The 14,472-nt window shown below is 71.2% G+C and carries 14 protein-coding genes; 9 read left to right on the forward strand and 5 right to left on the reverse strand.

The genetic code is table 11. The features are described from left to right. Positions 1-6 precede the first annotated feature (6 nt). The 5 genes from OG975_RS42730 to OG975_RS42750 are packed head-to-tail and all read left to right on the forward strand — an operon-like array spanning position 7 to position 4,277. Positions 7-1,362 (forward strand): L-fuconate dehydratase, encoded by a 1,356-nt coding sequence (locus OG975_RS42730; protein ID WP_406335023.1) that lies wholly within the window; start codon positions 7-9, stop codon positions 1,360-1,362. Continuing rightward, positions 1,359-2,123, forward strand: coding sequence for an SDR family NAD(P)-dependent oxidoreductase (locus OG975_RS42735; RefSeq protein WP_406335025.1), 765 nt, complete (start codon positions 1,359-1,361; stop codon positions 2,121-2,123). Before OG975_RS42730 ends, OG975_RS42735 begins: the two co-directional genes overlap by 4 nt. After that, entirely contained in the window at positions 2,120-3,115 is a 996-nt protein-coding gene (locus OG975_RS42740; protein WP_406335026.1) for an aldo/keto reductase, read from the forward strand. Before OG975_RS42735 ends, OG975_RS42740 begins: the two co-directional genes overlap by 4 nt. Further along, complete coding sequence (locus OG975_RS42745) at positions 3,112-3,426, forward strand: L-rhamnose mutarotase (RefSeq protein WP_406335027.1); 315 nt, start codon at positions 3,112-3,114, stop codon at positions 3,424-3,426. The genes OG975_RS42740 and OG975_RS42745 overlap by 4 nt, the downstream gene beginning before the upstream one ends. Continuing rightward, entirely contained in the window at positions 3,423-4,277 is an 855-nt protein-coding gene (locus OG975_RS42750; protein ID WP_406335029.1) for an amidohydrolase family protein, read from the forward strand. Before OG975_RS42745 ends, OG975_RS42750 begins: the two co-directional genes overlap by 4 nt. Positions 4,278-4,402: 125 nt before the next feature. Here OG975_RS42750 and OG975_RS42755 read toward each other — a convergent pair whose 3' ends face one another. Continuing rightward, positions 4,403-5,833, reverse strand: a complete 1,431-nt coding sequence (locus tag OG975_RS42755; RefSeq protein ID WP_406335030.1) for a lipase maturation factor family protein — start codon at positions 5,831-5,833, stop codon at positions 4,403-4,405. 79 nt (positions 5,834-5,912) lie between these two features. Between OG975_RS42755 and OG975_RS42760 the strand changes: the two genes are divergently transcribed. From OG975_RS42760 to OG975_RS42770, 3 genes are all read left to right on the forward strand, one after another. Further along, entirely contained in the window at positions 5,913-7,379 is a 1,467-nt protein-coding gene (locus OG975_RS42760; protein WP_406335032.1) for a DUF6777 domain-containing protein, read from the forward strand. A gap of 78 nt (positions 7,380-7,457) precedes the next feature. Further along, positions 7,458-9,533, forward strand: a complete 2,076-nt coding sequence (locus OG975_RS42765) for a SpoIIE family protein phosphatase (RefSeq protein WP_406335033.1) — start codon at positions 7,458-7,460, stop codon at positions 9,531-9,533. Between the two features lie 45 nt (positions 9,534-9,578). Continuing rightward, positions 9,579-10,439, forward strand: a complete 861-nt coding sequence (locus tag OG975_RS42770; RefSeq protein WP_406335035.1) for an Fpg/Nei family DNA glycosylase — start codon at positions 9,579-9,581, stop codon at positions 10,437-10,439. Between the two features lie 4 nt (positions 10,440-10,443). Here the strand turns inward: OG975_RS42770 and OG975_RS42775 are convergent, their stop codons facing one another. The 3 genes from OG975_RS42775 to OG975_RS42785 all read right to left on the reverse strand — a co-directional run bounded on the left by OG975_RS42775 (position 10,444) and on the right by OG975_RS42785 (position 12,485). Continuing rightward, positions 10,444-11,094 (reverse strand): zf-HC2 domain-containing protein, encoded by a 651-nt coding sequence (locus OG975_RS42775; RefSeq protein ID WP_406335036.1) that lies wholly within the window; start codon positions 11,092-11,094, stop codon positions 10,444-10,446. 188 nt (positions 11,095-11,282) lie between these two features. Then, on the reverse strand, positions 11,283-11,798 hold the full coding sequence (locus OG975_RS42780) for a hypothetical protein (protein WP_330309176.1): 516 nt from the start codon (positions 11,796-11,798) through the stop codon (positions 11,283-11,285). A gap of 138 nt (positions 11,799-11,936) precedes the next feature. Beyond that, a complete protein-coding gene (locus OG975_RS42785; RefSeq protein WP_330309177.1) occupies positions 11,937-12,485 on the reverse strand; it encodes a sigma-70 family RNA polymerase sigma factor in 549 nt (182 codons plus the stop codon). Between the two features lie 267 nt (positions 12,486-12,752). Between OG975_RS42785 and OG975_RS42790 the strand changes: the two genes are divergently transcribed. After that, positions 12,753-13,919 carry a CapA family protein gene (locus OG975_RS42790; protein WP_406335038.1) on the forward strand — a complete coding sequence of 389 codons (1,167 nt, stop codon included), beginning with the start codon at positions 12,753-12,755 and terminating at the stop codon, positions 13,917-13,919. Between the two features lie 39 nt (positions 13,920-13,958). Here OG975_RS42790 and OG975_RS42795 read toward each other — a convergent pair whose 3' ends face one another. Further along, on the reverse strand, positions 13,959-14,423 hold the full coding sequence (locus OG975_RS42795; RefSeq protein WP_406335040.1) for a universal stress protein: 465 nt from the start codon (positions 14,421-14,423) through the stop codon (positions 13,959-13,961). Positions 14,424-14,472: the final 49 nt, after the last annotated feature.

Genomic DNA, 14,472 nt, shown 5'->3' on the forward strand with positions numbered 1-14,472 from the left:
CCTTCCGTGTCCCCGACCCCCGCCCGCATCACCGCGGTCGACACCTACGACATCCGTTTCCCCACCTCGCGGGAGCTCGACGGCTCCGACGCGATGAACCCGGACCCCGACTACTCGGCGGCGTACGTCGTGCTGCGCAGCGACGCGGCCGACGGCGCCGAGGGGCACGGCTTCACCTTCACCATCGGGCGGGGCAATGATGTCCAGGTCGCCGCGATCGACGCGCTGCGCGGGCACGTGGTCGGACGGTCCGTCGACGAGCTGTGCGCCGACCCGGGCTCCCTGGGCCGGGACCTGATCGGCGACAGTCAGCTGCGCTGGCTCGGACCCGAGAAAGGCGTGATGCACATGGCGATCGGCGCCGTCGTCAACGCCGTATGGGATCTGGCCGCCAAGCGCGCGAACAAGCCGCTGTGGCAGCTGCTCGCCGACGCCGAGCCCGAATGGCTGGTACGCCAGGTCGACTTCCGCTACATCACGGACGCGCTCACGCCGGAGGAGGCGCTGGAACTGCTGCGGCGCGGGCGGGAAGGCGCCGAGGACCGCAGGGCCCGACTCGTCGAGGGGGGTTTCCCCGCCTACACCACCTCGCCCGGCTGGCTCGGCTACAGCGACGAGAAGCTGACCCGGCTGGCCGCCGAGGCCGTCGCCGCGGGGTTCACCCAGATCAAGCTGAAGGTGGGCGCGGATCTCGCGGACGACGTACGCCGCTGCCGGGTCGCCCGCTCGGTGGTCGGCCCGGACATCCGCATCGCGATCGACGCCAACCAGCGCTGGAACGTCGACGAGGCGATCACCTGGACCAAGGCGCTCGCCGAGTTCCAGCCGTACTGGATCGAGGAGCCGACCAGCCCCGACGACGTCCTCGGCCATGCCGCCATCCGCAAGGCCGTCGCCCCCGTCAAGGTCGCCACCGGCGAGCACGTCCAGAACCGCATCATCTTCAAGCAGCTCCTCCAGGCCGGCGCCATCGACGTCCTGCAGATCGACGCGGCCCGCGTCGGCGGCGTCAACGAGAACCTCGCCATCCTGCTGCTCGCGGCCAAGTTCGGGGTGCCCGTCTGCCCGCACGCCGGCGGCGTCGGCCTGTGCGAACTCGTCCAGCACCTCTCGATGTTCGACTTCGTGGCGCTCTCCGGCACCACCGAGGACCGGGTCATCGAATACGTCGACCATCTCCACGACCACTTCCTCGACCCGGTCGTGATCCGCGAGGGCCACTACACGGCACCCACCGCGCCGGGCTTCTCGGCCACCATGCGGCCCGGGTCCATCGAGGAGTACACCTACCCCGGCGGCACCTTCTGGGCCGCCGACCTGGCACAGCAGAAGCTCAACGACAAGAAGGGTGCAGCAGTATGACGGACCCTCAGGACTTCGCCGGCCTCCGGGCGCTGGTGACGGGCGGCGCCTCCGGCCTCGGCCGGGCCACCGCCGACCTGCTCGCCGCGCGCGGCGCCCAGGTCGCCGTTCTCGACCTCGACCCGTCGTCCGTCGAGAAGCCTCTGCTCGGCTATCGCGCCGACGTCACCGACGACGCGTCCGTACGGGAGGCCGTGGCCGCGGCGGTCGCCGACCTCGGAGGACTCGACGTACTGATCAACAACGCGGGCATCGGCGCCCAGGGAACCGTCGAGGACAACGACGACGAGCAGTGGCACCGGGTCCTGGACGTCAATGTCCTCGGCATGGTCCGTACGACCCGGGCCGCCCTGCCCCATCTGCGGGAATCCGCGCACGCGGCCATCGTGAACACCTGCTCCATCGCCGCCACCGCGGGCCTGGCCCAGCGCGCCCTGTACTCCGCGTCCAAGGGTGCCGTCCTCTCCCTCACCCTCGCCATGGCCGCCGACCACCTCCGCGAGGGCGTCCGCGTCAACTGCGTGAACCCTGGAACGGCGGACACCCCGTGGATCGCCCGTCTGCTCGACGCCGCCGACGACCCGGTCGCCGAACGGGCCGCGCTGGAGGCCCGCCAGCCCTCCGGCCGGCTGGTCTCGGCAGCCGAAGTCGCGGGCGCCGTCGCCTACTTGGCGAGCCCGCTCTCCGGCGCCACCACCGGCACGGCACTCGCCGTCGACGGCGGCATGCAGGGACTGCGGCTGCGCCCGGTGGGCCAGTGAGCACGCTCGGGAGAAGCGGCGTCGAGGTCAGCGAGCTGTCCTTCGGCGCCGCGGGCATCGGCAACCTGTTCACCGCGGTGAGCGACGAGCAGGCGTACGAGGCGGTCGAGGCCGCCTGGGCCGGAGGCATGCGCTACTTCGACACCGCGCCGCACTACGGCATCGGCCTCTCCGAGCGGCGCCTGGGCGCGGCCCTGCGCGAGCGGCCCCGCGCCGAGTACACCGTCTCCACGAAGGTGGGCCGCCTCCTGGAACCCACGGACGCGGGCGGCGACGACCTGGACGGCCTGGTCGACGGATTCGCCGTACCCGCCACGCACCGCCGCGTCTGGGACTTCAGTGCCGACGGCGTACGACGCGGCCTGGACGCCAGCCTCGAACGGCTCGGCCTCGACCACGTGGACGTCGTCTACCTGCACGATCCGGACGACCACGCCGAGCAGGCCTTCCGAGAGGGTTACCCCGCCCTGGAGAAGCTGCGCTCGGAGGGCGTGATCGGGGCGATCGGGGCGGGCATGAACCAGACCGAGATGCTCACCCGCTTCGTCCGCGACACGGACGTCGACGTGGTGCTGTGCGCGGGGCGCTACACGCTGCTCGACCACCGTGCGCTCACCGACCTGCTGCCCGCGGCCCAGGAGCGTGGCACGTCCGTCGTCATCGGCGGCGCCTTCAACTCCGGGCTGCTGGCGGACCCGAGACCGGGAGCGACGTACAACTACGCTACGGCGTCGGGTGAGTTGCTGGAGCGCGCTCTGCGCCTCAAGGCCATCGCCGAGCGGCACGGCAGCACCCTGCGCGCCGCCGCGCTGGCCTTCCCCGCCGCACATCCGGCCGTGGCGAGCGTCCTGGTGGGTGCGCGTTCGGCGCACGAAGTCCGCGACTGTGCCGAGCAGTTCGCGGCGCCGGTACCCCTGGAGTTCTGGGAGGAGCTGCGTGCGGAAGGCCTGCTGCCCGCCGCCGCTCCCGTACCCGCACGGGAGCCGTCATGAGAGTCGCGCTGCACACCACGGTCCGTGCGGACCGCGTCGCCGAGTACGAGACCGCTCACCGCGAGGTCCCCGAAGAGCTCACGACGGCCATCAGGGCCGCCGGAGCCACCTCCTGGACGATCTGGCGCAGTGGCACCGATCTGTTCCACGTCCTGGAGTGCGAGGACTACGCGCGGATGCTCGCCGAGCTGGAGAAGCTGCCGGTCAACATCGCCTGGCAGGCCCGCATGGCCGAACTCCTCGACGTCGTCCACGACTACTCCGACGAGGGTGCCGGCGCCGGGCTGCCCGTCGTGTGGGAGCTGCCGTGAACGTGGACGCGCACCACCATGTGTGGGACCTCTCCGTCCGCGACCAGGACTGGATCACCGGGCCCGAACTCCAGCCCCTGCGGCGGAACTTCACCCTCGTGGAGCTCGAACCGCAGGCGCGGGAAGCCGGGTTCGACCGCACGGTCCTGGTGCAGACGGTCACCGTGGCCGAGGAGACCCCGGAGTTCCTCGTCCTCGCGGAGGAGAGCGAACTGGTGGCGGGGGTCGTGGGGTGGACCGACCTGACCCGCCCGGACGCCGCCGACGAGCTGGCGCGGCTGCGGGAGATGACGGGCGGCCGGTACCTCAAGGGCATCCGCCACCAGGTGCAGGGCGAGCCCGACCCCGAGTGGCTGCTGCGTCCGGACGTCCGGCGCGGACTCGCGGCGGTCGCCGGGGCCGGCCTGGTCTACGACCTGGTCGTGCTGCCCCACCAGCTCCCCGCCTGCGTCAAGGCGGCCGAGGCTCTGCCTGAACTCACGTTCGTTCTGGACCACTTGGGCAAGCCGCCGATCGCGTCGGGCGAACGCGAACCGTGGGCATCGGACGTCCGGGCGCTGGCCGCGCTCCCCAACACGGTGGGCAAGCTCTCGGGCCTGGTGACGGAGGCGAACTGGAAGACCTGGCCGGCCGGGACCTACCCACTGGGCGAGCTGCGCCCCTACGCGGACACCGTGCTGGACGCCTTCGGCCCGAACCGCCTGATGTACGGCTCCGACTGGCCGGTGTGCACGCTGGCGACCCCGTACTCCGGAGTCGGTGACATCGCGGCCGGGCTGACCGTCGAGCTGAGTGACGACGAGCGCGCCGAGATCTTCGAGGGCACCGCCACCCGCGTCTACGACATCTGACCCTCGGCTCCCCGCCGCCCCTGCCGTGCAGCACACGGTGGGGGCGTCGGCGCGCCCTGGGGCGACGCGTGCACCGGGTCACTCCGCACGCCTCAGGGCCGGGGATGGCTGCGGCGCGGAACCGTCTAATACCGGACACGACGCTCGGCCTCCGTCTCCAACCGTGTCGGCGGCAGGAAGTCCCGTACGTACGTCCGGTGCCAGCACGCGCCCGTCTCCCGCAGCTCGCGCCAGGTCGTGTACCGGTAGCGGAAGAGGCGGGCACGGACATAGCGGGGCGGGGCGTCGGCCGGGAACGGGGAGCGGCGCAGCAGCCGCAGCGTGTCGCGGTCGTTCTCCAGGAGCCGCTCCACGAGACCCGCGAACCACTCACCGGCGTAGGCGGGGGAGAGCGCCGCGAACCACATCAGCCAGTCGAGCCGCAGATGGTACGGAGCGAACTGGCGCGGCCAGTACCGTGGATCACCCGGCTTGCCCTTGAACTCGTACTCCCGCCACTCCGCGTCCTCCAGCGGTATGCCGTCCGCCGTGCCCTCGACGATCACCTCGTACCGCACCCGGCTGATACTGCCGAACGCCCCGTAGGTGTTGACCAGATGGAGCGGGTCGAAGGAGCGGTTCATGACCTGGCGCCGGGAGAACAGATTGCGCACCGGGCGGTAACTGAGGGCCACCAGGCCCGTGGCCACCGCGAGGACCACGATCTCGTACCAGAGGGGTGTCCCGGCCACGTGCGGGGCGGTGGTGGGGAACTCGACCGCCGACAGGGCCAGCACGATGGTGATCCAGTTCAGCCAGGAGAAGTTGCCGGACAGGACCAGCCACAACTGGGTGAGGATCATCAGCGAGGCGGCGGCCGTCGCGATCGGCTGCGGGGTGAACAGCAGGACGGGGATCACGAGTTGGGTGACGTGGTTGGCCGCCACCTCGGCCCGGTGGAACGGCTTGGGGAGATGGTGGAAGAACCAGCTCAGCGGGCCCGGCATCGGCTGTGTCTCATGGTGGTAGTACAGGCAGGTCAGCTTCCGCCAGCACGCGTCGCCCCGCATCTTGATCAGCCCGGCGCCGAACTCCACCCGGAACAGCACCCAGCGCAGCAGGAAGAGGACGACGACGGGTGGGGCCACCTCGTCGTTGCCGAGGAAGACCGCGAGGAAGCCCACCTCCAGCAGCAGGGACTCCCACCCGAACGAGTACCACGTCTGGCCGACGTTGACGATCGACAGATACAGCGCCCAAGGGACGAGCCACAGCAACATCCCGCCCCAGAGCGGCAGGTGTGAGTCCAGGCCCGCGATCAACGCCACCGACACCGCGCAGCCCGTCCAGGCCCAGGCCGCGTAGAAGCGGTCCGAGTAGTGCCAGTGGAACACGCTCGGCGCGTGACGGAACGCCACGCGCTCCACGAAACGGGGTACCGGCAGCATCCCGCGCTCCCCGATCAGCGCGCGGAACTGCACCGCCGCGCCCAGGAACGCGACGAGGTACACGACGGCCAGCGCCCGCTGGAAGACCAGCCGGCTCAGCCAGTACTCGGGGGCGACGAACCACTGCACGTCGAGTGCTCCTCTCCCTGTCTATTGTGACGCTGGGTGACTGCCTCCGCTTGCGTGAGCCAAGGGAGTGACGCAGACAATGGTGGGCGAATCGGCGGGGGATCAACGCATTGCCCGGCAGGAACGGGAGAACGTGGTGCTGCACATACCCACCAGAACCCTCGTCACGGCCTGCGCGCTCTCGGCGACGCTCCTCGTCGCCGGGTGCGGCAGCGACAACCAGAAGGACAAGGTGGCATCCGGCGGATCCGGCAGCGAGGTCTTCCTCCAGCCTGTCGCGGCCCAGGGCCCCCACCCCTTCACCGACTCCTCCGCGACCCCACCACCCGTCACCCGAATGCCGCAACCGGCGTCCACCGGCGCCGCCTCCGGCGGCCAGGGCGAGCGCTCCCTCTCGGGCTCCACGCCGGGCCTCTACGGCGGCACCCAGAACGCCGGCAGCTGCGACGTCGAGAAGCAGATCGGGTTCCTCGCCGCGGACCGGAGCAAGGCGCGTGCCTTCGCGCAGGCCTCGGGGATCTCCCAGGCCTCCGTACCGGACTTCCTGCGCGCACTGACCTCGGTGGTGCTGCGCGCCGACACGCGGGTCACGAACCATGGGTTCAGCGAGGGAGAGGCGACCAGCTACCAGTCCGTGCTCCAGGCGGGCACCGCCGTTCTCGTCGACAACCGGGGCGTGCCCCGCGTCCGCTGCGCCTGCGGCAACCCGCTGAACCCGCCCTCCGCGCTGGAGGGGAACCCGGGCACCCAGGGGCGGGCCTGGGACGGATACCGGCCCGCCCAGGTCGTCGTGGTGACCCCGGCGCCCACCGTGATCACCAACATCACGATCATCAACATCGTCGACAACACCTGGATCGAGCGCAGGATCGGCGACGACGGCCACCACGACCACGTCGTCCCGCCGGCCGACGACTGGACGCAGCCGCAGCGCCCGAGGCCGGACCACTCGGCCGGCACCGCCGCCCCGCACGACGAGAGCCCGTGGCCCGACGCGTCGGCGTCCGACTGCGTCACGCCCACCGAGACGGTGACCGACATGCCGGGAGCGACCGAGAGCGCCCCGGGCGAGACCCCCGACTCCGACTCCGCGCTGTCCGACACGGCGAAGCTCGCGTCCCCGGCGGACGAATCGATGAACCCGGCGGACGAGCCGATGAACCCGGTGGACGAGCCGACGGACCCGGCGGACCGGGCGGCAGAGCCCCCGGAGTGCCCGACGGCCACCGTCACGGGCCCGCCGACCACGGACCCCGGGACCACGCCGCCCCCTTCGGACCGGACTCCGTCGAACGGGACGCCCTCGGACCGGAGCACCGCTCCGGAGACCGGCACGACCTCCCCCGACCGGTCCGCGTCCGACGAGCCCTCGTCGCCGCCGGCCCCGTCGAGTGAGCCGGACACATCGAGCACCTCGGGCGAGGACATCGGCCCCGACACCGTTCCGGACAGCCCCGACGTACCCGACGGCGGCGGTCTGATCCCCGACGACCCGTCCACGTCGGACAGCATCTTCGACGCCCCGACCGACGTCTTCGACAGCTGAGCTCCTGCTCGGCCGGGGAGCCCGGAGACGGGCTCCCCAGAAGTCGAACAATCGAGCAAATCCTGGCAAGGTGGCCCCATGGTTGATCGGGGTGCGAGCGCCCTGTCACTCCCGGACGACTGGCCCGCCCACCCGGATCCGATCCTGGCGCTCAACCACATGGGCAGCTTCGACTGGGACCTGGACACCGGTCTGTTCCACATGGACGCCCAGGCCCACGAGGTCTTCGACATACGCCCCGACGAATACGACGGCCACCCGGAGAGCCTGGGGATCCGCGTGTCCCCGATGGAGGGCCGCAGACTCGACTCCGTGGTGTCGCAGGCCATCAAGGACGGCAGCGAGAACTACGGCGCCTACTTCCGCATCCGCCGCCGCGACGGCTCCCTGCGCTGGACCCACACCCAGGGCTACATCCGCCGCGACGAGACCGGCCGCCCGCGCCGGATCATCGGCATCGTCCGCGATGCCACCGAGGAGCTGGGCGAGAGCGCGGCGCGCCGTGAGCGGGCCGCCCAGGACGAGGCCCGCCGCCAGCAGACCAACGTCGTCCAGATCACCACGGCGGCCCTCGCGCACGCCCGCACCGTCCAGGACGTCATCGACGTCCTGGAGGACACCCATGGCCTCACCCACCTCGGGGCGAAGAGCCTGGTCATGGGACTCGTGGAGGCCGGCCGCATCCGTATGGTCGCCGCGGGCCCCTCGGACAGCTACGTGCCCGGCACCCGGGTCACGCGCATCGACGCGCAGTACCCGATGAACGAGGTCGTACGAACCCTCGCGCCGCATTTCATCGAGTCGCCGGAGGAGTTCGCCGAGTCGTATCCCCTGCTGTGGCCGAACATCACCGATCTGAAGATCACCTCGGCCGCGTATCTGCCGCTCATCGTGCAGGCCAGGCCCATCGGCGCGATCGGCCTGCTCTACAACGACCGGCACGGCTTCTCGTCGGACGAGCGCAACGTCCTCGTCGCGCTCGGCAGCAGCATCGCGCAGAGCCTGCAACGGGCCATGTTCTACGAGCAGGAGAAGGACCTCGCCCAAGGCCTCCAGCAGGCCATGCTGCCGCGCTCCATCCCCAGCGTGCCCGGCGCCGACATCGCCGTCCGCTATCGCTCCGCCTCCCTCGGCCGGGACATCGGCGGCGACTGGTACGACGTGATCCCGCTGCCCGGCGGCCGCGTCGGCGCCGTCATCGGCGACGTCCAGGGCCACGACACACACGCCGCCGCCGTCATGGGCCAGCTGCGCATCGTGCTGCGCGCCTACGCCGCCGAGGGCCACACCCCCGCGACCGTGATGGCCCGCGCCTCGGTCTTCCTGCACGAACTCGACACCGACCGCTTCGCGACCTGTCTGTACGCGGAGGCCGACCTGTCCACCGGAGTCGTCCAGCTCGTCCGGGCCGGCCATATCGACCCGCTGATCCGGGAGACCGACGGAAGCTGCCATCGGCTCGCCGTCGACGGGGGCCTGCCGCTCGGACTGTCCGCCGAGTTCGGCCGCCTCGAATACCCGGTCGACACCGTCGAACTCGACCCGGGCCAGAGCCTGCTGCTGTTCACCGACGGCCTCGTCGAGCAGCCCGGCATCGACCTCGACGAAGGCATGCACACCCTCAGGGAGCTCATCGGCTCGGGCCCGGACGACGTCACCGACCTCGCCGAGCGGCTCATCGACGTGGCCGAGGAGCGCGGCGGCGACGACGACGTGGCGCTGCTGGTCCTGCGCCGCCGCGGCCCCACCACCCAGCAGTCCGGCGGCCGGCTCCAGCAGCATGTGGCGCCCGGCGACCCCGAGGCGCTCACCGAGGCCCGCCACATGATCCGCGCCGCCGTCCGCGCCTGGGGTGCCCGCGAGCGCGCCGACGAGATCGAGCTGGTCGCCGACGAACTGATCACCAACGCCCTGATGCACACCGAGGGCTCCGCCATCGTCACCCTGCGCGTCCTCGCCGGCCCCGACCGCAGGCTGCGCGCCGAGATCGAGGACTCCTCCAGCGCCCTGCCGCGCCGCCGCGAGGCCGGCGAGTCCGGCGTCTCGGGCCGCGGCCTCCTCCTCGTCGACCGGCTGGCCGACGTCTGGGGCGTCGAGGCCCGCGGCGGCGGCAAGTGCGTGTGGTGCGAGTTCATCGTCCCGGAACGGAACTGAGCTCCTTCGCCTGGTGTTGTCGGTGGCGGATGGCACTCTGGACGTATGCCGGAACTGCCCGAGGTCGAAGCGCTCAAGGACTTTCTGGCCGACCATCTCGTCGGCCGTGAGGTCGTGCGCGTGCTGCCCGTCGCGATCAGTGTCCTGAAGACGTACGACCCGCCCGTCACCGCCTTCGAGGGGCGCGAGGTGACAGCCGTGCACCGGCACGGCAAGTTCCTCGACATCGAGGCGGACGGCCTGCACTTCGTGACGCACCTGGCCCGTGCGGGCTGGCTGCACTGGAAGGACACGCTGCCCGACGGACCGCCCCGTCCGGGCAAGGGCCCGCTCGCGCTGCGGGTCGCGCTGGAGACCGGCGAGGGCTTCGACCTCACCGAGGCCGGCACCCAGAAGCGGCTCGCCGTGTATGTGGTGCGGGACCCGGCGCAGATCCCCGGCGTGGCCCGGCTCGGCCCCGACCCGCTCGCGGACGACTTCGACGAGGCGCGGTTCGCCGAGTTGCTGAAGGGCGAGCGGCGACAGCTCAAGGGCGCGTTGCGCGACCAGAGCCTGATCGCGGGTGTGGGCAACGCGTACAGCGACGAGATCCTGCACGCCGCCAGGATGTCGCCCTTCAAGCTCGCCTCCTCGCTGAGACCCGAGGAGACACGACGTCTGTACGAGGCGCTGCGCTCCACGCTCACCGAGGCCGTCGAGCGCTCCCGCGGACTGGCCGCCGGACGTCTGAAGGCGGAGAAGAAGAGCGGGCTGCGGGTGCACGGCAGGGCGGGCGAGCCCTGTCCGGTGTGCGGCGACACCATCCGCGAGGTTTCCTTCAGCGACTCCGCGCTGCAGTACTGCCCGACCTGCCAGACGGGCGGCAAGCCGCTGGCGGACCGCCGGATGTCCCGTCTTCTCAAGTAGCCGATCAGCGGGACTTGAGCGTCACCAGATGCTTGCCGTCCGTCGTGCGCACCTCGAACCGGCTGATCTCCTCGGACCGGAGCGCGGCACCGCCCCGCACGCTGATGGCCTTGCCGTCGTGCGAGTGCACCATCCAGCTCGCCACCGTCTGCTCCGAGCCGTCCTTGCCGACCACGACGAGCTGACAGGGGCGAGGGCCCCCGGCGTCCTTGACCTTGACCTCGACCTCGCTGCCCCAGTCCCGGTCCTGGGAGGTGACCTGGGCCCATACACCGGTCTTCGCGTCCGTCGCGGCCATCGCGGCCGACTGTTGACCCTGCGCGGTGACCATCGCGATCGCGGGCCCGCCCGCCGCGAACACCACGGAGGCCGCCACCGCGTACAGGAAGCGCCTGCGTCCGGTCCTGTGCCGTGTCGCCACCTCGCCGAGCAGCCGGTCCAGCAGCCTGGGCCCGGGGGCGGCGAAGGGGTGCACGGAGCGCGGTGTGGCGCGTCGGTACAGCATCAACTGCCGTGCGGCGGGCCGGAACTCACTCACGTACGCCGTGCAGCTACGGCATTCCATGAGGTGGTCCTCGAAGCGGAAGGCTTCCGCCTCGTCCAGCACGCCCAGCGCGTAGGCGCCGACGTCACGATGCCGTTCCAGGGACCTCATACCGAATACCGAATCCTTGTGGCGATGGTGCGGGGTGGGGTGGTGTTGCTGTTGCCCACCGGTACGCACCAGACCGTCGAATCACTCAAGCCCCGTCCGGAATTGCGGCCAAGACATTCGGAGCACGAGGGCCCGTGGATTGGTAGAAGCGCGAAAAATTTGCCCGGACGTGTGGCCGGACAGGGTGGTCAGAACAGATGGATCGCCAGATGCCCCAGCGGCAGCCCCAGCCGCCAGGCCGGCGTCCACACCTTCGGACCGTCGTCCTCGCCCGGCACAGGCCCGCCACCCGGCACCGCGTCCAGATCGGGGGCGAGCAGCTCGGTCTCCTCCAGCCAACGCCAGGCCGCCGACGCCAGCTCCAAGTCCGGCGCGGGAGCACCGGATTCGACCGCCTCCGCAGCGAGCCCCGCCATCCGCTCGCGCACCCAGTCCTGCCACGGCTGGTCGTACGCCGTCAGCGAAAGCCACGTCTCCAGCTGCGTGACGACCCGGATCCCGGAGAGTTCACCGCCGCTGTCGGAGAGGAAGATGGTCAGCGCCAGCGCGTCGCGTCCGGCGCGGAACTCGAAGGACGTGGGCGGCATCAGGTCGCCGGTCCGCAGCAGTTCGTCGGCGATGTACTCGGCGTACAACCACGCCATGGGGACGGTGAGTTCCCCACCGCCGGTGCCGTCCGTGCTCTCTTGACCTCTGTGCAGCATCCCTTCCCGCCTTCCTCCGGTGTGCGTGCGCGTCGCCCGACCCCGGGCCCTCAGTCCGGAACACGGATGAGGACAAGCGGAATACTCAACCATGGTCCTCGGCAGGCGCTTTACGGAGGTTTGACTCGGCCTTCGGTTTCACCGCAGGTCGGCCGCATATCCCGGAAGAACCCGGCGCAGGGCGCGGAGCGCGTAGTACGCGCGGGACTTCACGGTACCGGGCGGAATTCCCAGCGCCGCCGCGGCCTCCGCCACACTCGCCCCTTGGAAGTACACCTGCACCAGGACTTCACGGTGCTCGGGAGTGAGTGTCTTCACAGCCTCCCGTACATCGAGCGTCGCCGCGGACCGTTCGGCGTGATCGGCGCAGACACGCGCACTCTCCAGCACCGCGTCCCCGACCTCCGCGGGCCGTGCCTGGCGGGCCCGCCGCGCGTCGATCGCGAGCCTCCGTCCGACCGTGAGCAGCCAGGGGCGTACGGAGTCGAAGTCGTCGGCACGCAGCGCCTCAGGATGCTGCCAGGCGCGTACGAAGGTCTCCTGCACCAGGTCCTCGGCGCGTTGCCGGTCGCCGTCGGACAGGCGCAGCAGCAGCGCGAAGAGGGGGCGGCCGTGCTCGCGCTGCAGCGCGGCCAGCTCGTGCTCGGCGGTCGTTCCGCGTGTGATGGTGATGGTTCCGGCCGTCATGGCGTGTATGCCAGCGGGTGCCGCTCCACGGGGACAGGGGCGGGGCACGGTTGTGCGGTGGGCGGTCGAAGCCGTCGGTGAACGGTGCGCCGAACGGTTCGGTGAGCCCCGCCGGGGGCTCCGCCCCGAGACCCCCGTTCGCCCTGACGGGCTCGTCGCAGGCGCCGGACGGGCTATCAGTGTGTGTCGCTCCTTGACTCTTGGCCGCCCTCGTATGTGGATTCGTGTCAATTCATAGGTAGATATGACCGCATCGGGGCGAGGCTGATGACCACACGCAGGCGACACACCACCGCGGCCCTCGCGGCCGTACTCATCGCGGCCACCGCGGGCTGCCAGGCGCAGCAGGCCCCGCCGGCACATGCCCCTCAGAGCGGACTCCCCGCGGCCCCGGCCCCCTCCGCCCCACCCGGGTTCACCCTCGTCGCCTCCGGCGACGTGCTGCCGCACACCTCGGTCATCGAGCGGGCGAACTTCGACGCGGGAGGTCACGGGTACGACTTCCGGCCGATGTTCGCGGCGGTCATGCCCGTCGTGTCCGGTGCCGATCTGGCGATCTGTCACATGGAGACCGTGGGCGCGGACGGCCACTACACCGGCTACCCGACGTTCAAGTCCCCGCCGCAGGTGGCCGTGGGGCTCGCCGCGACCGGCTACGACGCCTGCTCCACCGCATCGAACCACAGCCTGGACGACGGCGCCGCCGGCATTCGGCGCACCCTGGACGCCTTCGACCAGGTGGGCCTCCTGCACGCGGGATCGGCGCGCACGGCGGACGAGGCGAACAGCGTCACCATGATGCGCGCGGGCGACGCCAAGGTCGCCCATCTCGCGTACACCTACGACACGAACGGGGTGCCGCTTCCGATGGGGCAGCCCTGGGCCGTCAACCTGATCGATCCGGTCAGAATCATCTCGGACGCCCGCGCCGCCCGGAAGGCGGGCGCCGACGTGGTCGTCGTATCCCTGCACTGGGGCACCGAGTGGCAGGACGCGCCGAACGAGCAGCAGCTGCGGCTGAGCAAGGAGCTGACCGCCTCCGTGACGAACGGGAGGCCCGACATCGACCTGATCCTCGGCACCCACGCGCACGTCCCGCAGGCGTACGAGAAGGTCAACGGCACCTGGGTCATCTACGGCATGGGCGACCAGGTCGCCGGCGAGATGTACAACTACAAGGGCGTCCTGGACCCGCGCGGCAACGAGAGCACCATCGGGCGGTTCACCTTCGCCCCGCCCGCGCACCGGGGCGGGCGGTGGGAGGTGACGAAGGCCGAGTTCATTCCGCAGGCGTACGACCTCGACGCCGGTCGCGTCGTCAACCTCAACGCCGCCCTGGACCAGGGGGCCGGGGTCGGAGGCGTACGCGACCGGATCCGGGACGTCGTCCTGAGCCGGGGCGCGGCCCAGGACGGGCTCGTCATGGGCCAGTAGCCGCCGCGCCGGCGGGAACCCGGACGCTCGTCGGCCGGTCTACGGCACGACCGTGACCGGCCAGTGCCCGGCCTTCACCAGCCGGATCGCCACCGAGCCGATGATCCGGTGTCCCGCCTGCTCCGAGGCGCCGACCACCACGGCGTCCGCCTTGAGCTCGTCCGCCGCGGTGACCAGTCCGTTGTAGGGGTCGCCGCGGAAGGTGTGGAACTCCCAGCGCACCTCGAATATGCCCTTCACCCGCTCGGTCGCGTCGCGGATGTACCGGACCAGGTCCTCGGCGATCTCGTCGGTCGTCTCCGCGACCGGCACCCCGAGCGCCGCCCCCGCCGCCATCACGGGCTGGACGTAGACCACGGCGAGCAGCGCGTGCTGCCGTCGGGCCAGGCCACCGGCATAGGCCGCGGCGCGCAGCGAGGAGTCGGAGCCGTCCACGCCGACGAGGATGACCTTGGGACCGTCCGTGCCCCGCTCGAAGCGATGCGAGCCCTGCTGTTCCGTCACGGCTGTGAGGCTATCGGAAACCGCAGGTCCCGCCCCCGCCGGGGAGCCG

Source organism: Streptomyces sp. NBC_00203 (assembly GCF_045206325.1).
Classification (GTDB): domain Bacteria; phylum Actinomycetota; class Actinomycetes; order Streptomycetales; family Streptomycetaceae; genus Streptomyces; species Streptomyces lutosisoli.

Excerpts from the sequence above, each read along its gene's own strand:
- OG975_RS42735 (WP_406335025.1), top strand. The coding sequence starts at position 1,359 with ATGACGGACCCTCAGGACTTCGCCGGCCTCCGGGCGCTGGTGACGGGC.
- OG975_RS42745 (WP_406335027.1), top strand. The coding sequence starts at position 3,112 with ATGAGAGTCGCGCTGCACACCACGGTCCGTGCGGACCGCGTCGCCGAG.
- OG975_RS42760 (WP_406335032.1), top strand. The coding sequence starts at position 5,913 with ATGGTGGGCGAATCGGCGGGGGATCAACGCATTGCCCGGCAGGAACGG.
- OG975_RS42765 (WP_406335033.1), top strand. The coding sequence starts at position 7,458 with ATGGTTGATCGGGGTGCGAGCGCCCTGTCACTCCCGGACGACTGGCCC.
- OG975_RS42770 (WP_406335035.1), top strand. The coding sequence starts at position 9,579 with ATGCCGGAACTGCCCGAGGTCGAAGCGCTCAAGGACTTTCTGGCCGAC.
- OG975_RS42775 (WP_406335036.1), bottom strand. The coding sequence starts at position 11,094 with ATGAGGTCCCTGGAACGGCATCGTGACGTCGGCGCCTACGCGCTGGGC.
- OG975_RS42780 (WP_330309176.1), bottom strand. The coding sequence starts at position 11,798 with ATGCTGCACAGAGGTCAAGAGAGCACGGACGGCACCGGCGGTGGGGAA.
- OG975_RS42785 (WP_330309177.1), bottom strand. The coding sequence starts at position 12,485 with ATGACGGCCGGAACCATCACCATCACACGCGGAACGACCGCCGAGCAC.
- OG975_RS42790 (WP_406335038.1), top strand. The coding sequence starts at position 12,753 with ATGACCACACGCAGGCGACACACCACCGCGGCCCTCGCGGCCGTACTC.